Origin of the sequence: Vibrio sp. Isolate30, assembly GCF_022397975.1 — a bacterium.
In the GTDB taxonomy this organism is placed as follows: domain Bacteria; phylum Pseudomonadota; class Gammaproteobacteria; order Enterobacterales; family Vibrionaceae; genus Vibrio; species Vibrio fortis.
This window is the reverse complement of the sequence record NZ_JAKEUS010000004.1, coordinates 231,436-257,301: the sequence shown is the minus strand read 5'-3', so window position 1 is coordinate 257,301 and position 25,866 is coordinate 231,436. Positions and strand designations below refer to the sequence as shown.

Annotated in this window: 21 protein-coding genes; 9 read left to right on the top strand and 12 right to left on the bottom strand. The window is 44.5% G+C overall.

Features of this window, described 5'->3' with window-relative positions; translation table 11 throughout:
- Nucleotides 1-68 precede the first annotated feature (68 nt).
- The 4 genes from L1D60_RS13405 to yceD are packed head-to-tail and all read right to left on the bottom strand — an operon-like array spanning nucleotide 69 to nucleotide 2,794.
- The gene (locus L1D60_RS13405) at nucleotides 69-1,019 is read right to left on the bottom strand and encodes a beta-ketoacyl-ACP synthase III (RefSeq protein WP_239841482.1); all 951 of its coding nucleotides are present in this window, start codon (nucleotides 1,017-1,019) and stop codon (nucleotides 69-71) included.
- 5 nt (nucleotides 1,020-1,024) lie between these two features.
- Nucleotides 1,025-2,050, bottom strand: coding sequence for a phosphate acyltransferase PlsX (gene plsX / locus L1D60_RS13400; RefSeq protein WP_239841481.1), 1,026 nt, complete (start codon nucleotides 2,048-2,050; stop codon nucleotides 1,025-1,027).
- A gap of 10 nt (nucleotides 2,051-2,060) precedes the next feature.
- Nucleotides 2,061-2,231: a 50S ribosomal protein L32 gene (gene rpmF / locus L1D60_RS13395; RefSeq protein WP_004414666.1), complete on the bottom strand. Its 171-nt coding sequence runs from the start codon at nucleotides 2,229-2,231 to the stop codon at nucleotides 2,061-2,063.
- A 35-nt stretch (nucleotides 2,232-2,266) separates the two neighbouring features.
- Nucleotides 2,267-2,794 carry a 23S rRNA accumulation protein YceD gene (yceD, locus tag L1D60_RS13390; protein WP_239841480.1) on the bottom strand — a complete coding sequence of 176 codons (528 nt, stop codon included), beginning with the start codon at nucleotides 2,792-2,794 and terminating at the stop codon, nucleotides 2,267-2,269.
- A 149-nt stretch (nucleotides 2,795-2,943) separates the two neighbouring features.
- Between yceD and L1D60_RS13385 the strand changes: the two genes are divergently transcribed.
- Complete coding sequence (locus tag L1D60_RS13385) at nucleotides 2,944-3,525, top strand: nucleoside triphosphate pyrophosphatase (protein ID WP_239841479.1); 582 nt, start codon at nucleotides 2,944-2,946, stop codon at nucleotides 3,523-3,525.
- Nucleotides 3,526-3,768: 243 nt separating this feature from the next.
- Here the strand turns inward: L1D60_RS13385 and rluC are convergent, their stop codons facing one another.
- On the bottom strand, nucleotides 3,769-4,713 hold the full coding sequence (rluC, locus tag L1D60_RS13380; RefSeq protein WP_239841478.1) for a 23S rRNA pseudouridine(955/2504/2580) synthase RluC: 945 nt from the start codon (nucleotides 4,711-4,713) through the stop codon (nucleotides 3,769-3,771).
- 594 nt (nucleotides 4,714-5,307) lie between these two features.
- On the opposite strand from rluC, the gene rne reads away from it, so the two are divergent.
- Both rne and L1D60_RS13370 read left to right on the top strand, forming a co-directional pair.
- Nucleotides 5,308-8,343 (top strand): ribonuclease E, encoded by a 3,036-nt coding sequence (gene rne, locus L1D60_RS13375; protein ID WP_239841477.1) that lies wholly within the window; start codon nucleotides 5,308-5,310, stop codon nucleotides 8,341-8,343.
- A gap of 261 nt (nucleotides 8,344-8,604) precedes the next feature.
- On the top strand, nucleotides 8,605-10,152 hold the full coding sequence (locus L1D60_RS13370; RefSeq protein ID WP_239841476.1) for a SulP family inorganic anion transporter: 1,548 nt from the start codon (nucleotides 8,605-8,607) through the stop codon (nucleotides 10,150-10,152).
- Nucleotides 10,153-10,233: 81 nt separating this feature from the next.
- Here the strand turns inward: L1D60_RS13370 and L1D60_RS13365 are convergent, their stop codons facing one another.
- The gene (locus L1D60_RS13365; protein WP_239841475.1) at nucleotides 10,234-10,683 is read right to left on the bottom strand and encodes a low molecular weight protein-tyrosine-phosphatase; all 450 of its coding nucleotides are present in this window, start codon (nucleotides 10,681-10,683) and stop codon (nucleotides 10,234-10,236) included.
- A gap of 84 nt (nucleotides 10,684-10,767) precedes the next feature.
- Here L1D60_RS13365 and cobO point away from each other — a divergent pair, with 84 nt between their 5' ends.
- On the top strand, nucleotides 10,768-11,373 hold the full coding sequence (gene cobO, locus L1D60_RS13360) for a cob(I)yrinic acid a,c-diamide adenosyltransferase (protein ID WP_032552027.1): 606 nt from the start codon (nucleotides 10,768-10,770) through the stop codon (nucleotides 11,371-11,373).
- A 223-nt stretch (nucleotides 11,374-11,596) separates the two neighbouring features.
- On the opposite strand, the gene L1D60_RS13355 is transcribed toward cobO, so the two are convergent.
- From L1D60_RS13355 to apbC, 3 genes are all read right to left on the bottom strand, one after another.
- Entirely contained in the window at nucleotides 11,597-13,699 is a 2,103-nt protein-coding gene (locus L1D60_RS13355) for an AsmA family protein (protein ID WP_239841474.1), read from the bottom strand.
- Nucleotides 13,700-13,822: 123 nt separating this feature from the next.
- A complete protein-coding gene (udk, locus tag L1D60_RS13350; RefSeq protein ID WP_239841473.1) occupies nucleotides 13,823-14,464 on the bottom strand; it encodes a uridine kinase in 642 nt (213 codons plus the stop codon).
- Between the two features lie 194 nt (nucleotides 14,465-14,658).
- Nucleotides 14,659-15,735: an iron-sulfur cluster carrier protein ApbC gene (gene apbC, locus L1D60_RS13345; RefSeq protein ID WP_239841472.1), complete on the bottom strand. Its 1,077-nt coding sequence runs from the start codon at nucleotides 15,733-15,735 to the stop codon at nucleotides 14,659-14,661.
- A gap of 159 nt (nucleotides 15,736-15,894) precedes the next feature.
- Here apbC and metG point away from each other — a divergent pair, with 159 nt between their 5' ends.
- Together metG and L1D60_RS13335 are read left to right on the top strand one after the other, a co-directional pair.
- Nucleotides 15,895-17,955: a methionine--tRNA ligase gene (gene metG, locus L1D60_RS13340; protein WP_239841471.1), complete on the top strand. Its 2,061-nt coding sequence runs from the start codon at nucleotides 15,895-15,897 to the stop codon at nucleotides 17,953-17,955.
- Nucleotides 17,956-18,078: 123 nt separating this feature from the next.
- The gene (locus L1D60_RS13335; protein ID WP_239841470.1) at nucleotides 18,079-18,558 is read left to right on the top strand and encodes a DUF1456 family protein; all 480 of its coding nucleotides are present in this window, start codon (nucleotides 18,079-18,081) and stop codon (nucleotides 18,556-18,558) included.
- A gap of 104 nt (nucleotides 18,559-18,662) precedes the next feature.
- On the opposite strand, the gene fadR is transcribed toward L1D60_RS13335, so the two are convergent.
- Nucleotides 18,663-19,502, bottom strand: coding sequence for a fatty acid metabolism transcriptional regulator FadR (gene fadR, locus L1D60_RS13330; RefSeq protein WP_032552021.1), 840 nt, complete (start codon nucleotides 19,500-19,502; stop codon nucleotides 18,663-18,665).
- A gap of 640 nt (nucleotides 19,503-20,142) precedes the next feature.
- Between fadR and nhaB the strand changes: the two genes are divergently transcribed.
- Together nhaB and dsbB are read left to right on the top strand one after the other, a co-directional pair.
- Nucleotides 20,143-21,732: a Na(+)/H(+) antiporter NhaB gene (nhaB, locus tag L1D60_RS13325; protein WP_239841469.1), complete on the top strand. Its 1,590-nt coding sequence runs from the start codon at nucleotides 20,143-20,145 to the stop codon at nucleotides 21,730-21,732.
- 146 nt (nucleotides 21,733-21,878) lie between these two features.
- Nucleotides 21,879-22,382 (top strand): disulfide bond formation protein DsbB, encoded by a 504-nt coding sequence (dsbB, locus tag L1D60_RS13320; RefSeq protein ID WP_239841514.1) that lies wholly within the window; start codon nucleotides 21,879-21,881, stop codon nucleotides 22,380-22,382.
- Nucleotides 22,383-22,457: 75 nt separating this feature from the next.
- Here the strand turns inward: dsbB and L1D60_RS13315 are convergent, their stop codons facing one another.
- Nucleotides 22,458-23,081, bottom strand: coding sequence for a YecA family protein (locus tag L1D60_RS13315; protein WP_239841468.1), 624 nt, complete (start codon nucleotides 23,079-23,081; stop codon nucleotides 22,458-22,460).
- 191 nt (nucleotides 23,082-23,272) lie between these two features.
- Here L1D60_RS13315 and dusC point away from each other — a divergent pair, with 191 nt between their 5' ends.
- Complete coding sequence (gene dusC, locus L1D60_RS13310; protein ID WP_239841467.1) at nucleotides 23,273-24,235, top strand: tRNA dihydrouridine(16) synthase DusC; 963 nt, start codon at nucleotides 23,273-23,275, stop codon at nucleotides 24,233-24,235.
- Between the two features lie 46 nt (nucleotides 24,236-24,281).
- Here dusC and L1D60_RS13305 read toward each other — a convergent pair whose 3' ends face one another.
- Complete coding sequence (locus L1D60_RS13305; protein ID WP_239841466.1) at nucleotides 24,282-25,748, bottom strand: diguanylate cyclase; 1,467 nt, start codon at nucleotides 25,746-25,748, stop codon at nucleotides 24,282-24,284.
- Nucleotides 25,749-25,866 lie beyond the last annotated feature (118 nt).

Genomic DNA, 25,866 nt, shown 5'->3' with positions numbered 1-25,866 from the left:
TTAAGCAATGCAAAAAATTGAATAAGGCACATAATCTATGTGCCTTGATTGTTCTGTCGACTTAGGGGTTAGAACTTAACGAGTGCTGAGCCCCAAGTGAAACCGCCACCAAACGCTTCAAGAAGAAGAGTCTGACCACGTTTAATTCGTCCATCACGAACCGCTTCATCTAACGCAGTCGGAACCGTCGCAGCCGACGTGTTACCGTGCTTATCAAGCGTAATCACAACTTGATCAAGCGACATAGTTAGTTTCTTAGCTGTCGCAGAGATAATTCGGTAATTGGCTTGATGTGGTACTAACCAATCAAGTTCCGACTTATCCATGTTGTTCGCTGCCAGTGTATCTTTCACTAGCTTAGAAAGCTGAGTTACCGCTACTTTGAAAACTTCGTTGCCTGCCATGTGAAGCCACTTGTCAGCGTCGCCGCCGCGCTCAGGAACTTCAAGGCTTAGTAGTTCACCGTATTTACCGTCAGAGTATATATGGGTAGACAAAATACCTGGCTCTTCGCTTGCGCCAACCACAACGGCACCTGCACCATCACCAAATAGGATGATAGTAGAGCGATCCGTTGGGTCACAAGTTTTTGATAGTGCATCAGCACCGATAACCAAAACGTTCTTACACATGCCTGACTTGATGTGTTGGTCAGCCACTGATAGTGCGTAAACAAAACCAGAACATGCCGCCGCTAAGTCAAACGCTGGGCAACCTTTAATACCAAGCTTACCTTGTACCTGACATGCAGAAGAAGGGAACGTATGGCTGCTGCTGGTCGTTGCAACAATGATCAAGTCGATATCATGTTTATCAATACCCGCCATATCAATTGCGTTTTCAGCAGCGTAGAACGCCATATCCGCTACAGTTTCATTTTCTGCAGCGATACGACGCTCTTTAATACCTGTTCTAGCAACAATCCACTCATCGCTAGTCTCTACCATTTTCTCTAGATCTGCGTTAGTACGCACCTGAGATGGCAAGTAGCTGCCAGTACCTAATATTTTGCTATACATGAAGACTAATAATGCCTCTCGAGTAAAACCGCTTCCAAACGATCGCTAATGCGGCTAGGGACTTGTCGTTTGACCTCGTGTACTGCCTCGCCAATAGCGTTGACGACGGCAGGTACATCAGCACTTCCATGACTTTTAATGACAATGCCGCGCAATCCTAACAAACTTGCGCCGTTATACTGGTCGGGGTTCAAGGTTTTTAATTCAGTAAATAGCTCAGAAAACAATATTCTGGCGATCCAACCCTTTATCGTTGACGCCATGATGCGCGTTTTTAGCTTATCAATAAAGAGTTGTGCAGTGCCTTCACACGTTTTTAGGCACACATTGCCTACAAAACCATCACACACAACCACATCTGCCGCATCTTGCAGCAATTGATTTCCTTCAATATAGCCGATGAAGTTCACAGACTGGGTATTAGACAACATTTCCGCGCATCGTTTTACAAGGTCATTGCCTTTTATTTCTTCTGCGCCGATATTCAAAATCGCGACACGTGGTGGGCGGTTTAAATGTTGCTCTGCTAATGCGCTTCCCATAACAGCAAATTGAAAAAGAGAGTCTGCATCACTGGATACATTGGCACCAAGATCCAACATCCACGTCCTACCACCAGAAGCGGTTGGCAATGCTGAAACAAGTGCTGGTCTATCAATACCGGGAAGAAGTTTCAATCGAAAACGAGACAAAGCCATTAATGCGCCGGTATTACCACCGCTGACACATGCGTCTGCTTGAGATTCTGCAACCATATCGATTGCTTCACGCATAGAGCTGCCCTGACTGTTTCGTAAGGCAAGAGAAGGCTTTTCTGAGTTTGAGATAACTCGGTCACAGTGCTGGATGCTCAAACGAGAATCAGGCTGTCGACCTAATGAAGATAATTGAGATGTGATCGCATTTCGATCACCTATGAGAATGACTTTTAGCTCTGGGAAATACGACAGTGCCTGCACGGCGGCAGGCACTGTTACACGAGGACCGAAATCCCCGCCCATTGCATCAAGCGCAACGGTTATATTTTGCAAAAGGTCAACCTTACTTGTTGATAACCTTTTTGCCGCGGTAGTAACCTTCCGCAGTCACGTTGTGACGTAGGTGAGTTTCACCTGAAGTTGCGTCTACAGAAAGTGCAGCTGTAGTTAGCGCATCGTGTGAACGACGCATGCCACGCATTGAACGTGATTTCTTGCTCTTTTGTACGGCCATTGACCCTACTCCTATGTAAATTCTTAAAGAAGCAGTTACTTCTTTAAGCTTTTTAAAACATCAAATGGATTCGGCTTCTTATCTTCCTCAATTTCTTCAGGAAGTTCACCAAACACCAAGTTATTTGAGTTAACGCTACAGTCCGCTTCGTCGTGCATTGCTACTTGTGGCAATCCAAGGATGAACTCGTCTTCAACTAGTTGAATCAGGTCTAACTCACCGTACTCGTTCAGATCTACCAAATCGTACTCTTCCGGTGCTTCTTCTTCACTTTTCTCATTGTAGTAAGGAGTATAAGTGAATTCGACATCGCACTCATGTGCGAAAACCTCATTACAACGTTGACACTCTAAATCGACTTCGACGTTAGCTTTACCAGAGATAACGACTAATCGTTGTTCATCAAGCCCAAATGACAATGAGACTTGCGCGTCACGTTTTACGCCTTCAGTTGCTTCGCTTAAGCGCTTGAAAAGACTAGTTTGGATGATGCCATCTAAATCAAGTCGTTTTTGAGCGGTTCTAGCCGGATCAACTGTACGCGGTATTTTTACCTTTTGCATAGGGCGCGAATATTATCTTCCAAATCGAGTTTAGTCAAAGGAAATGGCAAAAAAAGTACACTTTTTTACCTTTCCCATACAGAGCATTATGAATATCAAGATAAGTTACTATATCCTGCATTAAATGCTTCTACGAATTGTAAATTAAAATGAAAAATTACCAACTAGTTTTGGCCTCTACTTCCCCATTTAGGCAAGAGATACTTAAAAAACTCCATTTAAGCTTTGTAACGGCGAAGCCAGACTGCGATGAAACGCCTCTAACAGGCGAAACACCTCAACAACTCGTCACCCGCTTATCGGAAGAGAAAGCTAAATCTTGTGAGATCTCTTCCCCTAGCCTAGTTATCGGCTCAGATCAGGTTTGTGTGATTGATGGTGAGATTATTGGTAAGCCGCATACACGTGAAAAAGCTATTGAGCAGCTGACTAAGCAAAGTGGTAAAAGCATTACTTTTTACACAGGCCTTTCTGTTTGGAACAGCGAAACCCAGAAAGCTGACACGCGTCTCGACACCTTTGTGGTTCATTTCCGCCATTTAAGCACTGCGCAAATTGAAAGCTATGTGGATAAAGAACAACCTTTCTATTGTGCGGGTAGTTTTAAGAGCGAAGGGTTGGGCATCGCGCTTTTTAAGCGTCTTGAAGGGAAAGATCCAAATACATTAATTGGGTTACCGCTTATCGACCTAATTGATATGTTGGAAGCGCAAGGAATGAATGTGCTTTAACGGATACGATATCTTCGCTAGAGATTCCCTACTCCTTCCTTCGTCAGTCTAGGGAATGACGGAACCTAATGATTATTACAATCCTAAGGTCTGCTAGTTATTGGAGATTTACTATATCGTCATCCCCAGTTGGGGAGCTCTTGTAAGAAGTACAAACAAAAAAGGTTGACGATATTCGTCAACCTTTCTCATTTAAGAGATTGAAGGACAAGTATAGAAAACACTCTATACCCTCGTATCTACTTACAGCTTACGCAGACCAGCGATTGCTTTTTCTAGCTTCGCTTCCATTGGAGCAGAGATATCCATCTTCTCTTCACTGCCTGGGTGTGTAAACTTGATGTTCGCCGCATGCAGGAACAGACGGTCTAAACCAACTTTACCTGTATAAGCATCAAAGCGTCGGTCGCCATAACGATCATCCCACGCAATCGGATGACCAGTATATTGAGTGTGGACACGAATTTGGTGTGTACGACCAGTAATTGGGCTTGCTTGAATCAAGGTCGCATCTTTGAACTTTTCTAACACCTTAAAACGAGTTTCTGATGCTTTGCCATTTGGGTTCACTCGAACAATGCTATTCACTTCATTCTTAAGCAGTGGTGCATTTACTACTTTACAGCTGTTCTTCCACTCGCCCATGACCAATGCAAAATAGTACTTCTGTACCGTCTTTTCACGGAACTGCGCTTGCAGGTGACGTAATGCTGAACGCTTCTTAGCGACCAACAGGATACCCGATGTGTCTCTATCGATACGGTGTACTAACTCTAGAAAACGAGCTTCTGGTCGCAAAGCACGAAGAGCTTCGATAGCGCCAAACTTAAGACCACTACCACCATGTACTGCTGTACCTGAAGGCTTGTTCAGAATAAGCATGTGGTCATCTTCGTAGATGATGCAATGCTCAAGCTCTGAAACCTTATTCAGCTTTGTGCTCGGCACATTTTCTTCGACTTTCTCTTCCACTGTCACTGGTGGAATGCGAACAAGATCACCTGCTTTTAGTTTGTATTCAGCTTTGATGCGCTTTTTGTTAACACGCACTTCGCCCTTACGTACGATTCGATAAATCATACTTTTCGGGATATTTTTTAATTGGTTACGTAAGAAGTTATCAATACGTTGACCAGCCATATCTTCATCGATGTCGACAAATTGGACTTTGGTTCTAATTTCGCTCATGCGGTTAGTGTATCACTGTCAAATTTGATAATTGAGAGTTAATTGCATTTTTCGGCGCGATTATACCCAAAAGGAGGCGTGAAACTTCTATATTTGTTTGATTCTCCGAACAAAAAACAATCAAGACTGCCGCAAAATTAAATATCATTTGATAAATTATTGATAGACAGTGAGTTAGAGCTATCAAAACACAAACAAAAACCGTTTTTTTTCGCGCATTCTGATAAAGCAGATTGCTGTGATTAGCGACCACTGCTATAGTTCACAGCTGCTATCTATGGTTTGACTACTATTTAAACAGTTAACCATTCACCAGCAAATAAATGAGTAGATGACTCAGTCAAAACCGTGCTGCATTGGCGTAAGACACCGTTAACTGAGTTCCTTGTCGCTCTACTCACGTACGCTCATGTTGAGTATTCACCGCCACATCGCGGATCATAGTTCACTATCTATGATGACTGACGTGCCCCAAGAGCATCCCTTCCAGCCGGGAGGCTGCACCGATAAAGCCATGGGATCAGGCACCATGAGAAACGAAATCAAGCGACAAGAACAATGATGAAAATAAGAAAAGACAATGAGTATTTCTAAATGAAAAGAATGTTAATTAACGCAACTCAAAAAGAAGAGTTGCGTGTCGCTTTGGTTGACGGCCAGCGACTTTTCGATCTTGATATCGAAAGTCCAGGTCACGAATCAAAAAAAGCGAATATCTACAAAGGACGTATCACTCGTATTGAACCAAGCCTAGAAGCGGCATTTGTTGATTACGGCGCAGAACGTCACGGTTTCCTACCTCTTAAAGAAATTGCCCGCGAATACTTCCCTGAAGGTTACACATACCAAGGTCGTCCAAGCATCAAAGAAGTGCTTAAGGAAGGCCAGGAAGTTATCGTACAAGTTGAGAAAGAAGAACGTGGTAGCAAAGGCGCTGCACTGACAACTTTCATCTCTTTGGCGGGTAGCTACTTAGTTCTTATGCCAAACAACCCTCGTGCAGGCGGTATTTCTCGCCGTATCGAAGGTGACGAGCGTACACAACTAAAAGCAGCTTTAAGCACTCTTGAGCTACCTCAAGGTATGGGTTTGATCGTGCGTACAGCGGGCGTTGGCAAAAGCGCAGAAGAGCTTGAGTGGGACTTAAACGTACTGCTTAACCACTGGGCTGCTATCAAGCAAGCTTCGGATTCAAACGCTGCACCTTTCCTTATCCACCAAGAAAGTAACGTAATTGTTCGTGCAATCCGCGACTACCTACGTCGTGATATTGGTGAAATTCTTATCGACAGCAACACTATCTTTGAGCGTGCACAAGCGCACATTCAACTAGTGCGCCCTGACTTTATTAGTCGCGTTAAGAAATATGATGGTGAAGTGCCGCTGTTTAGCCACTACCAAATCGAAAGCCAAATTGAATCAGCTTTCCAACGTGAAGTTCGCCTTCCGTCGGGCGGTTCAATTGTTATCGACCCAACTGAAGCACTAACCTCTATCGATATCAACTCTGCTCGTGCAACGAAAGGCGGTGATATTGAAGAAACAGCACTGAACACTAACCTAGAAGCTGCAGATGAAATTGCTCGCCAACTTCGTCTACGTGATCTAGGTGGTCTTGTTGTTATCGACTTCATCGATATGACGCCTGTTCGCCACCAACGCGAAGTTGAAAGTCGTCTGCGCGATGCCGTTCGTTTAGATCGCGCACGTGTTCAAATTGGTCGTATTTCTCGCTTCGGTCTTCTAGAGATGTCTCGTCAACGTTTGAGCCCATCACTAGCAGAAGCAAGCCACCACATTTGTCCTCGTTGTACTGGTACTGGTGTTGTTCGTGATAACGAATCTCTAGCACTTTCTGTACTACGTTTGATTGAAGAAGAAGCTCTAAAAGACAACACAGCGCAAGTACTTGCGGTTGTGCCTGTTCCAATTGCTTCTTACCTACTGAATGAAAAACGTCGCTCAGTAAACCACATCGAGAAAAACCAAGAAGTTAAGATCACTGTTGTTCCTAACTCTGACATGGAAACACCACACTTTGAGGTTATCCGTGTTCGTGAAGGTGAAGAGTTCGATCTACTGTCTTACCTACTTCCGAAGAAGCTAGACGCTCTGAAAGAAGCAGAAAGCAAAGAACCAGCAGAACAGACGATTCGTCCTAAGAAGATCGAAGAGCCTGCACTGAAAGGTTTTGCTGCTCCAGCTCAATCTGCGCCAGCTCCAGCACCAAAAGCTGCAGCAAGAGTAGAAGAGAAGAAAGAAGAGCCAAAAGCACAAGAATCAGGCCTAATCAGCCGCTTCTTCAAAGCTATTGGTAGCTTCCTATTCGGTGGATCTTCTTCTCAAGAAGAGAAACAGGAAGAGAAGCAAGAAGAGAAACCTAAGAACAATCGCAACAACGGCAACCGCCAACGTCGTGATCGTAATGACAACCGTCGTCGCAACCAGCGTGGTGATCGTAACGAAAACCGTGACAACAAGCGTCGTCGTAAACCAGCTCGTGATGAGAAGCCTGAAGAGCAAAAAGAAAACGCAACTCAGCAGCCTCGTCAAAACCGTAAGCCGAAGCAAGACCGCCGCAACAAGCAGCGCGACGAGCAGAAGCAACAACGCGAAGAGCAAGTACCGTCTAAGGTTGCAGAACAAGGCCAGCAGCTAGCTGCGGATGCTCAAGCTTCTAAACCTGAAGGTCAAAAGCCGAAGTCTGAAGCGAAAGCTGCAAAAGTTAAAGAGCGTCGTCAACGTCGCAAACTGAACAAGCAGATCCGAGTTAAAGACCAACAAGCTCAAGCAGAAAACAACTCTGTGAAAGAGCAAGTTGTCGCTAAAGACAAGGCTGTAGCTCAAGAGCAAAAAGTGGCTGAGCAAGTAGAAGCTAACCAAGCGAATACTGAACAAGCAGAACAGGAAGAGCCGAAGCAACGCCGTAACCGACGTTCTCCACGTCACCTACGTGCAAGTGGCCAACGTCGTCGTCGCGGTCGTGATCGTCGCCCTAACCCATTCCGCCTACGTAAAGGTGGTGTAGCATCTCCAGAGATGGCTATGGGTAAAGTGATGCCTCGTTTCGTGCCGAAGCCACACCACAAACAAGCGAAACCTGAAGCTGCTAAAGCAGAAGCACAAGTACAGCAAACAACTGAACTAGAAACTGTTCAGAACAATGTTGTAATTGCTGGCGGTTTCGCATGCCCTGAAATGGCAATGGGTAAAGTAATTATCCGCCGTGAAGAGCCTGTGGTTGAAACTGTTGTTGAAGCAAAAGCAGAAGAAGTCGTAGCACAAGCTGCTGTTGAGGCACCTGTCGTTGATACTCCTGTAGCAACGCCAGTTGTTGAAGAAACAGTTGAAGCAAAAGCTGAAGAGACTGTGACTGAAGCTCCGGTTGTTGAAGCGCCAGTTGTCGAGGCTAAACCAGTTGAAGCAACTCCTGTAACTGAAGAGAAACCTTCAGTGGAAGCGAAGAAGCAAGCTAGCTCTCCAATGACCAAAGCTCCAGGTCCACAAGAGATCAAAGAGATTGAAGTTGTTGCAGCGCCATTCCGTAGCGAACGTTACGTATCAAAAGGTGCTGGCAGTCAAGTTGCTTCGAACCAAGCTGGTTCTGGTATGACTAAACCAAACTACTAAGCATTTACCGTTGTAAATTGTTAAGTAAATAGAATCAAAGGCTGCTTATTATAAGCAGCCTTTTTTACATGCGTTATCGGAATAACGATTAATAGATATATTACTCAAAGTTAGGTTCAACCTTGAACTTAATCACATTTTTGGGTAGGATTCGCGCACTTATCTTTTTCGACACTTTGCTATTGCCGCTCTTTTATACACCTGTTTAGCTCCGCAATATGTTCGTGTCGGTAAATCCATTTAAAGCATAGCTGAGCACACATGTTCGAATTCCCACAATTTTCAAAGCACTCTGTAAAGAATGACGTTCTTTCAGGTCTTACTGTAGCACTTGCTCTAGTACCTGAAGCGGTTGCATTCGCCTTTGTTGCTGGTGTTGACCCAATGGTTGGCCTATACGCAGCATTCATCGTTGGTCTTATCACTTCTATCTTCGGCGGTCGTCCAGGTATGATCTCTGGTGCAACTGGCGCGATGGCCGTTGTAATGGTTAGCCTTGTTGCGACACACGGCGTTCAATATCTCTTTGCCGCTATCATGCTAGCCGGTCTTCTACAGATCGCTGCGGGTCTATTCAAGCTCGGTAAATTTATCCGTATCGTTCCGCACCCAGTAATGATCGGCTTCGTAAATGGCTTGGCGATTGTTATCTTCCTTGCTCAGCTTGGTCAATTTAAAGCACCAGACATCACTGGCGCATTAACTTGGCTTCCAACAGACCAAATGACATTGATGCTTGGTCTTGTTGCGTTGACTATGGCTATCATCCACTTCCTGCCTAAGTTCACAACAGCAGTGCCTTCTTCATTGGTTGCTATCGTGACTGTGACAGCGCTTGTGGTTGGCTTGGATCTAGAAACCCGTACAGTAGTAGACTTCCTACGTACTATGTCTGGCGACGATGCTGCAACACTTGCAGGCTCTCTACCAACATTCTCGATTCCAGCAGTACCATTTAACCTAGAAACGCTTTACATCATCTTGCCTTACGCAGTAATCCTTGCAGCAATTGGCCTGATCGAATCACTACTGACTCTGACAGTACTTGATGAAATGACAAACACTCGTGGTCAGTCAAACCGTGAGTGTGTAGGTCAAGGTATGGCTAACGTAACGTGTTCAGTATTTGGCGCGATGGGTGGTTGTGCGATGATCGGTCAATCAATGATCAACGTAAACTCTGGTGGCCGTGGTCGCCTATCAGGTATCGTTGCTGCCGTTGCACTACTGATGTTCATCCTGTTTGCTTCTTCGCTGATTGAAATGATTCCTCTAGCAGCGCTTGTGGGTGTAATGTTCATGGTTGTTATCGGTACATTCGAATGGGCAACGTTCAAGCTTGCACGCCGCGTACCAAAACAAGACTTCTTTGTTATCGTTCTAGTAACCGTTGTTACAGTAATGACTGACCTTGCGGTTGCTGTATTTGTCGGCGTTATCGCTTCTGCACTCATGTTTGCTTGGCAGCACGCTAAGCACATCTACGCAGACACTTGCATCAATGATGAAGGTTCAAAAGTATACAAGGTTAACGGTCCGATCTTCTTCGGTTCTACAGCGAACTTCCTAGAGCTTTTTGATGCTCTTGAAGATCCTCAAGACGTAATCGTAGACTTCGCAAACTCTCGCGTAACTGATCACTCAGCAATCGAAGCAATTGATACCATTGCCGAGCGTTACGCAGCACAAGGTAAAACGCTGCACCTACGTCACCTAAGCCAAGACTGTGTGGCGATGCTGCACAAAGCAGGTAGCCTAGTTGAAGCGAACGTTGCTGAAGACCCAATCTACAAGGTTATGTCTAAGTAACAGCTGATGGCTTTACATAGATAAGAAAAAGAATGCCGACGATAAACGTCGGCATTTTTGTGTGTGGGCGTTAGCGGTCTCTTAGAGAGATTTCAAGATTGCTTCACTCGACTCTTCAATTAAATCGAGTACTAATTCAAAGCCATCTCCCTCTCCATAATATGGATCAGGAATCTCTTGGTAACCGGAATCACCGTAGCTTAGGAACAGAGCCAATTTATACTGTAGGTGAACTGGGCATTGGGATTCTAAGTCTGCAAGGTTTGCCTTATCCGCGGCTAAAATCAGGTCAAACTTATCAAAGTCTTGTGCAACCACTTTACGAGACCGAATTCCTTTAAAGCTGTAGCCCCTAGCCTCACCAGCCGCTTTAGAACGTGGGTCTGGCGGGTTTCCTTGGTGGTACCCGATGGTGCCGGCTGAGTCGACCTCGACGTCAACTCCCATAGATTTAGCCTTAGCTCGCAGTATTGCTTCCCCTGTCGGTGAGCGACAAATATTTCCCATACAGACTACCAGTATCTTTTTCATCCCTAATCACCTGTTCTTTCGATGGTTTTTGATAGTGTTAACTTAAGCTATGATAGTGCTAATCACAAATTATAAGGAAGAGTTATGTCGACTGAAGACAACAAAGAACAGCGCCATAAGGCACGCCAACAAAAGGTTAAAGAGCAAGTGGATGCTCGTGTTGCCGCTGCTCAGGAAGTGAAAGGCTTGCTGCTTGTTATTACAGGTAATGGTAAAGGTAAATCGACTTCCGGCTTTGGTACCATAACTCGCGCAGTCGGACACGGTAAGAAGTGTGCAGTTGCTCAGTTCGTAAAAGGGACATGGGACAACGGTGAAAAGAACGTACTTGAAAAGCTCGATGTTGAATTTCAGGTGATGGGTACTGGCTTTACATGGGAAACGCAAAACAAAGCCAAAGATATTGAGGCCGCACAACGTGTCTGGACTGAGTGTAAACGCATGCTGGCTGACGAATCATTAGATGTGATTCTGTTTGATGAACTGACTTACATGGTGAGTTACGGCTACATAGAATTGGATGAAGTGGTTGAGGCTCTTAACAACCGTCCAAAGATGCAATCGGTGATCATTACAGGCCGAGGGGCGCATCGCACGCTAACTGAGATGGCCGATACTGTGTCTGAAGTCCGTAACGTAAAGCACGCATTTGAATCTGGTGTTAAGGCGCTACAAGGCGTTGACTGGTAATCACCTTCAACCATAGATCCGCAACTCGGTCATTCTTCCCTCTCGAGGATGACGACCACTAGGCCGTTACGCCCTTGAACAACGGACGACTGCCTATAGTCATTCCTTAGTTCGAGGGACGAGTGTCATAGGGAATCTCTCTTGAGTATTACCGATGCCAAAATAAAAAAGCGCCACTCCTAATAACATAGTGGCGCTTCGTTTATATAAGACTCAAAACAGATTAGTTAAACAGACCCTTCAACAGTCCATCTACCGCTTCTTTGGTTTTCTCGTCTTTGATTTTGTCAGTCAGCTTCTCAACACCGCGGTCGATCTCTTTCTGCGCTTTCTGCTTCAATACGTCATCAAACACTAAGCTAAACTTAGGATCTGTCCAAGCACCTGTCACCTTGATTGGGATAGTCACATCTTTAAGGTCGTCAATGCTCTTACCACCCTGACCTTCTAGTGAACCTACGATAGAGGTGCGCACTAGGAAATCGACGGTCTCTTTGATGAAATTAGCTTTACCAGAGCCAGTAACACGTAATAGAGGCGATTGCGCTGAAAGGTCGTTGGTCGATACCCAACCTTTATCAACTTTTAGTGTTGCCTTCATAGCACTGAAATCGGTTTTTTGAACGCCTTCAGTTTCATCTAACTTTTCACCTTTGATCTTCGCATAGTTCTCACGAATCAATTGTGCAACGTTAATACCGTTCACAGCACCATCCGCAAAGTTGATAGCGATAGTACCCACTAAGTTCTGCTTGATACCTGTCGGAGTCAGGCTCTTACCAGAGACATTGACATCGATGTTACCCGTACCTTCTAGCATGTCGTTGTTCGCAACATCCACCAGCAAGGGTTGAACTTTCACGCCCTTGATTGCTTTCTTAGCTGTATACGTAGCGGGTGACTTACGAGCATCCAGTGTTGCCGTTGCCGAGATAGAGCCATCGTAAAGATTAGAGGTGAATGAATCCAGTTTTGCCACTCCACGGTTAACCGAGAAAGCCGCTTTTACATTCTGCATATGAGCGTTGTTAGCTTTAAACTTATCAATCGTCATATCACCTTTAACATCCAGCGTTTTCAGAGCCGTTAGATCAGGTTCGACTTCTTTTGCTGGCGCTGCAGGTTCTGTTTCCTGAGCAGGCTGTGAAGCCGCTGTTGAATCAGATGCACTACCTAAACCTAGGAACTCATCGAGATCGATATTTGGACTATGCAGAGAGAAACGTACCTTAGGGATCTCAGACAGCGTCACATCCGCCTTACCGTCGAGTGCGATACTGTTCGCTTGAAGTTTCTCTAATACAAAGCTCAGGTGACTCTTAGTTAGATCAAAGCTCAGGTCAGAAAGCATATCGACTTTCATCGATGATTGAGGAAGTGCATCACCTTTAAACGTAGAGTCCAATGTGAGCTTGTTGAGAACAACTTTTGAAATCGCGCTATCAACTGTCAGTTCACCCGCGCCTTTCAGATCCAGCTCCATACCAGCAGCATTACCAACAACGCTGTAAGTTAGGTTATTCACCTTATCGAACTCAAACGTATCAAGACCAATCTTTGCCGACTCAATTTGAGTACTTGGATCACTGAACGTTGCATTCAAATCTATGTTACGCAACGCGTAGCTTGTAAAGCCTTTCGCTAGCTTTAAGTCTGCACTACCTTGCGCTGAAAACTTCTGTTGATTGTTCTCACCAGAAGCCGAGAAAGTTGCAGTAGTCCATGTATCTGCCGCAAATTCTGATAGATTGAATGCGACATCGTACAGCTTAATAAATGAACCCGCTTGTTTGTCATCCATTTCGAACAATGCATTGGAAACAGTCACACCAGCAAGATTAATCGTCCAGTTTGAAGCGGCACTCTCTTGTTGCGGATTAGACACTTCCTCTTGCTGAGGCGCAGTCTCCTCAGCAGGAGATGACGCTGTTTGAGCCTGTGTCAACGCATCAATATTCTTGCTGCCATCTTTTAGAGTTTCTAAATAGAATTCCGCACCATCGAGCGTAACGTTACCGATTTCAAGTTGATTACTAAAGAGAGGTGTTACTGAGATATCAACACCGACGGTATCAACTTTGAATAAGTTAGGTTGAGTGAAGCCCTGCGGATTGCGCAGTTCTGTCTTTCCTAGTTCAAAACCAATCGATGGAAAAAATTGCCAACTGATGTCACCTTCAATCACAAGCTCTAAACCGGTGTGCTTTTGGGCTTGTTCGACGATCAGTGGTTTAAATTGGTTAGGATTCACTAACAGCACTAGCGCCAGAATCGCCGCGATAACGACAACAACTGGGATAGCTATGAAAATGAGTAGTTTCTTCATCCGCATATTCCTTGCTTAGATTCCAAAAGAAAGTGGCACTATAAAAGTGCCACTTATTCGATAAAAAATAAAGCTGAGTTAAGAACTTATCACTAAATTCTTACTTTTGTCAGATGGTACCGACTACGCCTTTAAAAGCTTAGCAATATGAGCTTTCAAAACGTCAATTGCGATACGGTTTTTACCGCCACGAGGAACGATAATATCGGCATGCTGCTTTGATGGCTCAATAAACTGCATAAACATCGGACGTACTGTCTCTTGGTATTGCTTCAGTACAGAGTCCATCGTACGACCACGCTCTTCAACATCACGCTTAACACGACGCAATAGACAGATATCTAGCGGTGTGTCCATGAAGACACTCGCGTGCATCAATTTACGTAGACGTGGGTCTGTTAGCAGTAGGATACCTTCTAAGATGATCACTTTCTTAGGTGTAAGTGTAGTCGTTTCAGAAGTACGAGTGTGCTCAGAGTAGCTGTATTCCGGTACTTCAACTGAGTTGCCGTTCATTAGCTCTTTAAGGTGCTCACACAATAGGTCGTGATCTAATGCGTTTGGGTGGTCGTAGTTTGTTTTAACACGCTCTTCCATACTCAAGTGGCTTTGGTCGCTGTAGTAGCAATCTTCCGTGATAACACCAATTTGATGGTCGCCTACTTTTTCGCGCAACTCATTATAAATAGTACTAGCAATCAGACTCTTTCCTGAAGCCGAAGCGCCAGCGATACCTACGATGACACATTGATTATTATCAGACATTATTTTGCACCCGATATGGTTTGGTGATGGGAATAGATAAACCGCCTGATTATAGGGGCTAAGCTCTATAGATTCTAGTCGCCATTTCAGCAAAATACCGTCAAATTGATGATCTAAATGGATTAAATCAAAATAAACGTTTGCTTAATGTCCAGTGCCCGTCAACCATTTGCACACTCTGTGTGAATTTTGAACTACTCAACCATTGAGAAGTTGATCGCTTCTGGTTTCACTTTACCCGTCCAGAACATCTTGCATGCAACATTCTCAGCCAAATCGAGGTAATGGCGCGTATGTTCGCTGTCTGGTCGACGCACTACGGTTGGCATTCCTGCATCAATATCTTCACGAACATCAATATGCAGCGGGATCTGCGCAAGAATATCGAGACTAAATTCAACGGCCATCGCTTCAGCACCGCCAGAACCAAAGATATGTTCTTTTTCACCACAGTGACTACAGATATGGTAGCTCATATTTTCGACAAGACCTGCAACAGGCACGCCTACTTTGTCGAACATCGCCACACCTTTACGAGCATCCGCTAGAGCAAGGTCTTGTGGTGTCGTCACGACGATTGCACCCGTAACTGGAATTTGTTGCGATAAAGTCAGTTGGATGTCACCAGTACCCGGCGGCATGTCAATGACTAAGTAATCAAGGTCCGGCCATACCGTTTCATTCATGATTTGGCCAAGTGCTTTAGCTGCCATAGGACCACGCCAAATAGCCGCATCATCTTTTGACACTAAATAACCAATTGAGTGAGTGAAGATGCCGTGCGCTTCAATTGGAATCATCCATTTATTATCTCGTACTTCAGGTTTAGCTTGCATTTGACCCAACATCATAGGTACTGAAGGGCCATAAATGTCAGCGTCCAATAGACCAACTTTGGCACCTGATTTTGACAATGCGAGAGCCAGATTAACCGAGGTTGTTGATTTACCGACACCACCTTTTGCAGACGTTACCGCAATGATGTTTTTAACCCCTTTGACTGGGCTTGATACGGTTGTTTCTAATGCAGCTGGCTTAATGCGAATCTCAAAGTCGAACGCAGCGACTCGCTGTTCAGTGATTTGATGTGATATCCAGTGTGATAGCTCTTCTACCAAGCTATTGGCCGCAAATGGAAGCGTAATGATGAATGAACCTTTTGGGTCAACCGTTACCATATTCGGTTGCGATGCCCATTCCGAGATTAGAAGGACAGATTCAAACTCATTCAGCCAAGAACAAAAATCTTGCTTTGATGTGAAGTTACGCATTGGGGCTCCTTTTTTTGATTTATGCTATCACCCGCTGACGAAAGACTGAACCCTTAAAAAACTAAGGGATTCGTTTATTTGATACCTTGGCGTGACACACGTTATAAAGTAGTATTACACATCAAATTTATACCCATCAAAAAGAAGCGAAATTTAAGTATGGCGACTGATCCAAGAAAACTTTTGGTAACTTGTGCCCTTCCGTACGCTAACGGTTCAATTCACCTAGGTCATATGCTTGAGCACATTCAAGCGGATATCTGGGTTCGATACCAACGCCTACGTGGCAACACTGTAAACTTCATCTGTGCTGACGATGCTCACGGCACGCCAATCATGCTAAAAGCACAACAGATGGGTATTACGCCAGAAGAGATGATCGCTGCTGTAAGTGAAGAGCATCAGAAAGACTTCGCTGGCTTCGATATTAGCTTTGATAACTACCACAGCACACACTCTGAAGAGAACCGTGAACTGGCTTCACACATCTACCTAGAGCTTAAAAAGAACGGCTTTATCTCTAGCCGCACTATCTCTCAGTTGTTCGACCCTGAGAAAGAGATGTTCCTACCGGATCGTTTCGTAAAAGGTACATGTCCTAAGTGTAAGTCAGAAGACCAATACGGTGACAACTGTGACAACTGTGGTGAAACGTACAGCCCAACTGAACTGATCGATCCTAAATCAGCAGTGTCTGGCGCGACACCTGTAATGAAAGATTCTGAGCACTTCTTCTTCGACCTGCCTCAGTTTGAAAGCATGCTTCAAGAGTGGACTCGCTCTGGCTCTCTTCAATCTGAAACAGCAAACAAGATGCAAGAGTGGTTTGAGTCTGGTCTGCAGCAGTGGGATATCTCACGTGACGCACCATACTTTGGCTTCGAAATCCCTGGTGAGAAAGACAAGTTCTTCTATGTATGGCTAGACGCACCAGTTGGTTACATGGCTTCGTTCAAGAACCTATGTAACAAAACTGAAGGCCTAGACTTCGACGAGTACTGGAAAAAAGACAGCACAACTGAGCTTTACCACTTCATCGGTAAAGACATCGTTTACTTCCACTCTCTATTCTGGCCTGCAATGCTAGAAGGTTCTGGTTTCCGTAAGCCAAACAACGTATTCGTACACGGCTACGTAACGGTAAATGGCGCGAAGATGTCTAAGTCTAAGGGCACATTCATCAAGGCGGCAACTTACCTTGATCACCTAGACCCAGAATGTCTACGCTACTACTACGCAGCGAAACTAAACAGCCGTATCGATGACCTAGATCTTAACCTTGAAGACTTCACACAGCGCGTTAACGCTGACGTAGTAAACAAGATTGTTAACCTAGCATCACGTAATGCTGGTTTCATCACTAAGCGTTTCGAAGGCAAGCTTTCAGCTAACTTCGCAGAAACTGAGCTATACAATGAGTTCACTGCGGCGGCTGACCGTATCGCAGAGCTTTATGAGACTCGTGAATTTGGTCGTGCAATCCGTGAAATCACAGCACTAGCAGACAAAGCTAACCAATACGTTGATGAAAAAGCACCGTGGGTTGTAGCGAAAGAAGAAGGTAAAGACCAAGAGCTACAAGACATCTGTTCTGTTGGTATCAACCTATTCCGCGTTCTGATGACTTACCTAAAACCAGTAATGCCAGAGCTTGCTGCACGTACTGAAGCGTTCCTAAACGAGACGCTAACTTGGGAAGGTATCGCTGCGCCGCTAACTGATCACGAGATCACTAAGTTCAAAGCGCTATTCAACCGCATCGATCCTAAGAAGGTTGAAGCAATGATTGAAGCTTCTAAAGAAGACGCAGCAGCAGAAGTTGCAGCGAAAGAAAAAGCAGAAGCTGAAAAGAACAAAGCAAGCCAAACAGAGCTAGACAAAGATCCAATCGCAGAAGAAATTGAATTTGACGCTTTCGCAGCAGTCGATATGCGTATCGCTCGCATCATCTCATGTGAAGAAGTGCCAAAAGCAAACAAACTGCTTAAGTTCCAACTAGACATTGGTGGCGAAACTCGCCAAGTATTCTCTGGCATTAAGTCAGCTTACAAACCAGAAGAGCTAGAAGGCAAGCTAACGGTCATGGTAGCAAACCTTAAGCCTCGTAAGATGAAGTTTGGTATGTCTGAAGGCATGATCCTAGCAGCGGGCCCTGGTGGCAGCGATCTATGGATCCTTGAGCCGCATGAAGGTGCACAGCCAGGCATGCGCGTGATGTAATCGTGCTCTAAGCTTTACAAATCCCCATAGCAGAGATGTTATGGGGATTTTTTATTTCTACCCCAGCGGACGGTTCTCTGATACAGTCGCGCTCAATTCACTCTACCCTCTTAGGACACCTCTGTGACTAACAATGAAATCTTGCGCCGTATCCAGCACGCGCTAAACCTAAAGAACGCTCAAATCATCAAAGCCTTTGAGCAAGCTGATACGACTATTGCGCATGACCAAGTAAACAACTGGCTAAAAGCTGAAGGTGAAAAGTCATTCTCGAAGATGAAAGATAAAGACTTGGCAATCTTCCTAAATGGTTTCATTAATCTTAAGCGCGGCAAGAAAGACGGCGATCAACCGAAACCAGAAGTATCACTTACCAACAACATGATCTTCATGAAGCTGCGTATTGCATTAAATATGAAGGCTGAAGATGTTTTGGATGCACTAGAGGTGATGGGAATTAGCTTAAGTAAGTACGAAATTGGTGCCTACTTCCGCAAGCCAAACAACAAGAATTACAAAGCCTGTGAAGACCAACTACTGTGCGACTTCTTAAGCGGTGTTCAGTTCTCTCAACGTCCAGATTCAGAAGAGTTTGCTGGCTAGATTTGCTTCCGTCAGCAAAACAGTAAATCAGACATAAAAAACGGCGAGCTATCAGATAGCTCGCCGTTTTTATTTGTTCGCTGAACTTAGACGATTAGCAGCGCTTAGCTGTCATCTTCAGTAAAGTTCGTTGGCAGTGTCGTTTTCATTTCGTTCCAAATCTGTCCACTTGCAACACCGTAGTTACGGATCACCAATGGCAAGTTTTCACGTTCACCGCTCTCACAGATAACTAACAGCTCTTTATAGAAATCCATCGCCAGGCGACGCGCTTCTGGGTTAGAGAAGTAGTAGCTACCGATACGATCGTATAGCTTACGAACGCCGTTGAAAATCAGACCATAGATTTGGTTGCCTGAATGGAACGCAAGGCGTTGGAACAGCATGTAGTCATAAAAGTTGAAGGTTTTAGCAATTAGAATCGCTTGGCGTTTTTCTTCATCTTTTTCGTTGTCTTCTTTTACTGCGTGCTTGATTTTCTCTGCATATGGAGACGACTCAACAAACTCATCCCATGTTTTAGATGCAAGCAGTGCTTCACACGACTCAATCACATTAATGATTGTACGCTCAGAGTTTTCTTTGTTCGCCTTAAATGCATAACGCATAAAGATAGGGCTGATATTTGTACGTGCTGCAAGCAAGTCTTCTACGATATTGGTCGCGTTATCAACGTCTAGCGTCATTAACGTATCAAGAATATGCAGTCCCGACGTTTCCATGAACTGGTTCACCTTTGTTGGCTTACCATGTTGAATCGTCAACCATCCATCACGGGCTAGGCGCTGAAGTACCTCACGCAGTGTTGTACGAGTAACACCGATTAACTCAGACAGCTCACGCTCAGCTGGTAGGATTGAGCCAGGGGGAAAACGGCCGTTCCAAATACTTTCAATAATATACTTCTCTGCAAATCCTGCCGGGCTCTTCGCCTTAATGACCATCTACACTTCAATCCAATTTAATTATTTTGCTTTAATTGACTCATCATACCACTAGTTAGCGCCTCTCGGAAACACCTCGAAAAGTTTACTGACGCCAAATCAACAATAGAGCTAAAACTCTAAATTGCAGCACACGTTTGCACCTTTAGTCTAATATAGCTGCATGGTATAACACCAAATTAAACAAAATTTTAACACAACATTTTTTCAGTAAAATCAGCGATATAGCTCATAATTTTAAATCTATTAAAATGCAATATTAAGTTGTAATAATCGAACATAAGGTGAGATTATTATGTAAATTTCAATCATTTCACGCAAATATTGATTCTAGTCGGTTTTTCTCACATTTTTAGTGCTATGCTTGCGCTACTTTGATCGCGTTTTTCAACAAAAAAGAGGTATTTTTAGGCCAACAGAGCATTTCCTGTTGACTAAATGTTATCTAAGAGTAGAGTTGCGCTCAAAAATGAGCAGTGCACGAGTTTCTAAGGGAGTGACTTGGCAAGGCCACAGAACATTACATGGAATGTAGTTTTTCTAAGTCACTGTTAGTTATAGTTTTTAACAAATTTCTATAGCTCGAAACTCGAATGTTGTATTGCTTGTCTATTCATAATCAACATAAAAGAGTATTAACATGCCGATGTCTCTCGGAAACGCTTTCATCAAGAACTTTCTTGGTAAGGCTCCTGATTGGTATAAAGTTGCCATCATTTCGTTTTTAATCATCAACCCATTTGTTTTTTTCCTCGTTGATCCATTTGTTGCAGGCTGGCTACTCGTCGTAGAATTTATTTTTACGCTAGCAATGGCGCTCAAATGTTACCCACTTCAACCGGGTGGTCTGTTAGCTATTCAAGCTATCGCCATTGGCATGACCAAACCTGAAATGGTTTACCACGAAATTCAAGCCAACCTGCCAGTATTACTCTTACTAGTATTCATGGTTGCCGGTATCTACTTCATGAAGGAGCTACTGCTCTTTATCTTCACTAAGATACTGCTTGGCATCCGCTCTAAGATTCTACTTTCCGTCGCATTCTGTGTTGCAGCGGCTTTCTTGTCAGCATTCCTAGATGCACTAACGGTTATCGCGGTAGTAATTAGCGTGGCAGTCGGTTTCTACTCTATCTACCACAAAGTCGCTTCAGGCAAAGGCTCTAACTCTGCACACGACCATACTCACGATGAAGAAATTTCAGAACTGACTCGTGAAGACCTTGAAGACTACCGTGCATTCCTACGTTCACTGCTTATGCACGCAGGTGTGGGTACAGCGCTAGGTGGCGTTATGACCATGGTAGGCGAACCACAAAACTTGGTTATCGCGAAACAAGCGGGTTGGGAGTTCGGTGAGTTCATCATCCGCATGCTACCAGTAACTCTGCCAGTGTTTATCTGTGGCATCATTACTTGTGCGCTCGTTGAGAAACTAAAAATCTTCGGTTACGGTGCAAAACTACCTGCAAACGTTCGTCAAATCCTTGTTGAGTTTGACAACACGCAGAAAGCAAGCCGCACTAAGCAAGACATCGCGAAGCTTTGGGTTCAAGGTGCAATTGCAGTATGGCTAATCGTTGGTTTGGCTCTGCACGTTGCAGAAGTTGGTCTAATTGGTCTGTCTGTGATCATCTTAGCAACGGCTTTCACTGGCGTGATTGAAGAGCACTCTATGGGTAAGGCGTTTGAAGAAGCACTACCATTCACCGCTCTACTTGCTGTGTTCTTCTCGATTGTTGCTGTAATCATCGACCAAGGCCTATTTAAGCCAGTGATTGATGCCGTACTTCACGTTGAAGATAAAGGGGCTCAGCTCGCACTGTTTTACGTAGCGAACGGTATCCTATCAATGGTTTCGGATAACGTATTCGTTGGTACGGTTTACATTAACGAAGTGAAAACAGCGCTAGTCGACGGTATCATCAACCGCGACCAGTTCGACCTTCTTGCAGTTGCAATCAACACAGGTACTAACCTACCTTCAGTTGCAACACCAAACGGTCAGGCAGCGTTCCTATTCCTACTTACTTCTGCTCTAGCACCACTTATCCGCCTATCTTACGGCCGTATGGTAATCATGGCATTGCCTTACACTATCGTACTGGCGCTTGTGGGTTTGGCAGGTATCGTGTTCTTTGTTGAGCCTATGACGGCTTGGTTCTACGATGCAGGTTGGATTGTACAGCGCACTGGCGAAGTCACTTCTGTGATTTCAAGCGGCCACTAATCGGTGTGAACTGCCACAATGCGAGTAAGTGCGTCTAAGTAATGAAAAATAATCATTGATTAGGAAACTTATCCAAGATAAAAAGCTCTGAGTATTCAGGGCTTTTTTAATTTTATTGAAGGACTAAATTCGTGAATTTTCTTGTAATGCTCAAAGACTTCTCCAAAGGCCGACTTTCTTGGCTGTTATTACTTGGCTTCGTAATCTTCTTTGAAGCATGTGCGTTGTTCTTCCAGCACGTAATGATGCTTGGCCCTTGTGTCATGTGTATTTACGAACGCGTTGCAATGCTGGCTATTGGCCTTGCAGCTATATTAGGAGCAATCGCGCCTCATAATCCGTTGGTGCGCTGGTTGGGACTCGCAGGATGGGGATTTGGTGCCTACAAAGGCCTGATGCTCTCGTTGCAGCATGTGGATTACCAGTTTAACCCTTCTCCGTTTGCAACCTGTGATTTGTTTGTGACATTCCCTAGCTGGGCACCTTTAAACGAATGGGCACCTTGGATGTTTGAAGCTTATGGTGATTGTGCGAAGGTTGTTTGGCAATTCGTTGGATTATCAATGCCACAATGGTTGGTCGTGATTTTCGCGGGCAATTTAATTGCACTAGGTGTCATCGTCATCTCACAGTTCGTTAAGTCTAAATAAGCGTCATCAATTACCCATACCTCATAAAAAAGTCGACCACTAAGGTCGACTTTTTCATTTCAATTAACGGCTTAATTAAGCGTTTGCTCGACCGCAGCACTGTTTGAACTTCTTACCACTTTCACATGGGCATGGGTCGTTGCGACCGATGTTTTTGAATGGGTTCACACTTTGAGCTTTGTTACCTAGCATCGCTTCATCAGCAGCCAATGCCACTTCATTGACCATTAAATCAACCTGTCCAACTAAATCAGAAAGCGCTGGCGGATTTTCTAAACCTGCTGCAATCATTTGTTGCTGAGTCTGCTCCTCATCGATCGCTAACATCAGTGTTGTTAACAGTGCTTGAAGCATTCTCAGCGTGCCGTCAGCCATATTAGCTTGTTGCCACTGCTCTTCCACCGTTGGCCAAACCATCATGAAGCCTTCAGCAAAATCAGCGAACTGCTCATTAAAGTCACCTTCAGCCAGAACCTCTGTCAGCAAGTATTCACTGCGCTGAATCAGGTTATGTTGACGATTGATTTGCTCTGTTACCAGACCAATGAAACTCTCTTCAGCTTCTGGCGAGATCACAGCTAGCCACTCTTTTGGGTCAAGTGGCTTAGTCGCTAGGTTAGATGCCAAGATCGCACCTTCAACAAATTGCGGTGTACACTCTTGCGGCAAGCCATCTTGGTTTAGTAATTGGTATGTCATTGGTTCTTCATCGTTCATGTAAGATTTGCGCTAAGTATACTCGTTATCCTTCATCTTCATAGTTTACGACTCTCTGAAATTACTATGATGGTGCGAATTTCTTGAAAAATCGCCAATAGTGACAATCTACAAGCGACACCGTACAATCACGCCTCTTAATTTTCAGGACAGAGATGTTTCGGTAGTTCGATATGCGAGTAATACTAGGCCCGATGGAGGGTGTGTTAGACCACCTTATGCGTGAGATCCTCACAGAGATTAATGACTATGATCTTTGTGTGACAGAATTCGTTCGCGTTACCGATCAGTTGCTACCGCCACACGTCTTTCATCGACTATGTCCGGAACTTCATCAAGGCTCTCAAACCATGGCCGGTGTTCCCGTTCATGTACAGCTTCTTGGTCAGCACCCACAATGGATGGCTGAGAATGCCATTCAAGCCGCAAGTCTCGGTGCAAAGGGCATCGACCTGAACTTTGGCTGCCCAGCTAAAGCAGTAAACAAGAGCAATGGCGGTGCCTCGCTGTTGAAAGAACCTGACCTTATCTACAAAGTCGTGAAAGCCTGTCGCGAGGCTGTTCCTGAACATATCCCAGTATCCGCTAAAATTCGCCTTGGTTGGGAAGACCCTGAAGAGTGTTTTGAAATTGTAGATGCCATTGAGCAAGCGAAGGCTGATGAGTTAACCGTCCACGCTCGCACTAAAACAGGCGGCTATAAAGCCTCTGAGATCAAATGGGACTACATCAACCAGATCCGTCAAAAGACTCGCCTACCATTGATAGCCAATGGTGAAATTTGGAACTACCAAGACGGTCAGAATTGCATTAAGGCGACTGGTATCGACTCCCTAATGGTGTGCCGCGGTGCGTTTAACGTGCCGAACTTAGGCAACGTCGTAAAACACAACCACCAGCCAATGCCTTGGAAAGAGGTCTTAGCGCTGCTATTACGCTATTCTGAATTCGAGATCGAGGGTGACAAAGGGCTTTACTACCCTAACCGCGTCAAACAGTGGTTTGTTTATCTGCGTAAAGAGTATCCAGAGGCAGAAGAGATCTTCCGTGAGATCCGTACCTTCAAAAAGGCTGCACCAATCGTTGAACACATTCAACGTTACCAAGACAAGCTACTCGCCTCTCCCGCGATTTAATCCGTTCCAAGATCTTCAAAGCGGCTTATAAAAGCCGCTTTGAGAACTAGAATACGATTTTATTCTTACCTGTTGTTTTCGCGATATAGAGTTTCTCGTCTGCACACTTAAACACTTCATCAAAGCCTAAATGGACATCCTCCGACTCCACAATGCAGGCACCACCAGAAACGGTGAAACCTCCCTCTATGACATTGGTCGACTGCTCACAAATCGAGGTTTTGACACGGTGCAGGATATTCTTAAGGGTTTGAGTCTCCTCACCTCTTAAATAAACAACAAACTCTTCTCCGCCGAATCGAGCACCAACATCACTACTGCGTATTCCGTTGTGGATCTGACGTGCCATATAGCGAATCACTTCATCACCTTTATCATGACCAAAGGTATCGTTAATGCTTTTGAAGTTATCAATATCAAAGACGACCAATACAAATAGCTCATCATGTTGAACACTGCGCCAGAACGCTTCTAGACCACGTCGGTTGAGTAACCCTGTCATCGGGTCTTTCGCAGCCAGTTCCTTAAAGTAGCCCTTCTCTATCGTGCTGTTGATGTAAAACAAGATCATGATCATGAACAAATACACTGTCAGCGCAACAAAGATACTGTCTGTTTCCGTGTCAGCGAAAGATTTAAGTTCTTTCCAAACATCGAGTTGATAGAAGATCAAATGATGTGCAGCCACGCCGTGCAACTCTAATGGTTGTATCCAAACGGCATCATCCGGTGGCAACGCGCGAGTCAAATCGACAATATTAATTTGTCCAGCGAGCAAATGGCTTTCCGAAGCCAACAATTTTCCTGAATCAATATCTACCGACAACATACCTTGATGACTGCCTCGGTAAAAAACGGGGATCGTCATACTAATCACACTGTCTAACGTATCAGTGCGAAATGCAGGGCCTGTTAATGTCAACATATCTGGATTGTTCGCCGTTTTTTGCCAATAAGGTCGACTTTTAATCGTCGACAATAGCTCTTTTCCCAGCCCCTTAGCGAAGTCCTCCGGTGATGAGATCACATACCCCTTGGTGTCAATAAAGTGCACACCGAGATAATAGTCATCTAGCTGAGCTAAAAAGGAGAGAATTGGGGCAAGTGCCACTTTCTCACTCGCACTTCGATAAGCGTCACTCAATTCAGAGCACAGTGTTTCGTCGCCGACCAGCATGTAGTTGATATCGACAGAAGGAATGTCTGCCGTTTTACCATCGGCAAGCAGTAGGCCATCAATCGGCCATATTCGACATACACCATCAACTACAGTTTTGTTGTGGTCTAAAAAGAGAGGATTGCTAGATTTGTAGTAGTTTGAAAAGCTGTAATCTAATGCTGTCACCACCGTAGTCGTGCGCTCAAAAGCATCGATGACTCTTTGGTACTCGTATGTAACTTCTTTCTCTACAGCTTCAAGGTGATTTTTTACAATAAGCGCAAGTAACATGCTGATAATGATGGCTGGGAAGCCAAAAACAAAGGTTAGGCTAAAGTGCCTATTAACTTTCATAAAATGTGTGCTCTTTCGCTCATCTATTTCCCATTAATATTATTACATCAGCAACGACAATCAACCTGCTAAAAATATGTAATTTGTTATTTCACATATAGATATACGAAAAAACAGT

Bases quoted from the DNA above. Each gene is read 5' to 3' on its own strand.
- L1D60_RS13405 (WP_239841482.1), bottom strand. From the start codon at position 1,019: ATGTATAGCAAAATATTAGGTACTGGCAGCTACTTGCCATCTCAGGTG.
- L1D60_RS13370 (WP_239841476.1), top strand. From the start codon at position 8,605: ATGTTCGAATTCCCACAATTTTCAAAGCACTCTGTAAAGAATGACGTT.
- udk (WP_239841473.1), bottom strand. From the start codon at position 14,464: ATGTCTGATAATAATCAATGTGTCATCGTAGGTATCGCTGGCGCTTCG.
- rluC (WP_239841478.1), bottom strand. From the start codon at position 4,713: ATGAGCGAAATTAGAACCAAAGTCCAATTTGTCGACATCGATGAAGAT.
- dusC (WP_239841467.1), top strand. From the start codon at position 23,273: ATGCGAGTAATACTAGGCCCGATGGAGGGTGTGTTAGACCACCTTATG.
- metG (WP_239841471.1), top strand. From the start codon at position 15,895: ATGGCGACTGATCCAAGAAAACTTTTGGTAACTTGTGCCCTTCCGTAC.
- L1D60_RS13305 (WP_239841466.1), bottom strand. From the start codon at position 25,748: ATGAAAGTTAATAGGCACTTTAGCCTAACCTTTGTTTTTGGCTTCCCA.
- dsbB (WP_239841514.1), top strand. From the start codon at position 21,879: ATGCTCAAAGACTTCTCCAAAGGCCGACTTTCTTGGCTGTTATTACTT.
- nhaB (WP_239841469.1), top strand. From the start codon at position 20,143: ATGCCGATGTCTCTCGGAAACGCTTTCATCAAGAACTTTCTTGGTAAG.
- L1D60_RS13315 (WP_239841468.1), bottom strand. From the start codon at position 23,081: ATGACATACCAATTACTAAACCAAGATGGCTTGCCGCAAGAGTGTACA.
- L1D60_RS13365 (WP_239841475.1), bottom strand. From the start codon at position 10,683: ATGAAAAAGATACTGGTAGTCTGTATGGGAAATATTTGTCGCTCACCG.
- L1D60_RS13385 (WP_239841479.1), top strand. From the start codon at position 2,944: ATGAAAAATTACCAACTAGTTTTGGCCTCTACTTCCCCATTTAGGCAA.
- cobO (WP_032552027.1), top strand. From the start codon at position 10,768: ATGTCGACTGAAGACAACAAAGAACAGCGCCATAAGGCACGCCAACAA.
- L1D60_RS13355 (WP_239841474.1), bottom strand. From the start codon at position 13,699: ATGAAGAAACTACTCATTTTCATAGCTATCCCAGTTGTTGTCGTTATC.
- fadR (WP_032552021.1), bottom strand. From the start codon at position 19,502: ATGGTCATTAAGGCGAAGAGCCCGGCAGGATTTGCAGAGAAGTATATT.
- apbC (WP_239841472.1), bottom strand. From the start codon at position 15,735: ATGCGTAACTTCACATCAAAGCAAGATTTTTGTTCTTGGCTGAATGAG.
- rne (WP_239841477.1), top strand. From the start codon at position 5,308: ATGAAAAGAATGTTAATTAACGCAACTCAAAAAGAAGAGTTGCGTGTC.
- rpmF (WP_004414666.1), bottom strand. From the start codon at position 2,231: ATGGCCGTACAAAAGAGCAAGAAATCACGTTCAATGCGTGGCATGCGT.
- yceD (WP_239841480.1), bottom strand. From the start codon at position 2,794: ATGCAAAAGGTAAAAATACCGCGTACAGTTGATCCGGCTAGAACCGCT.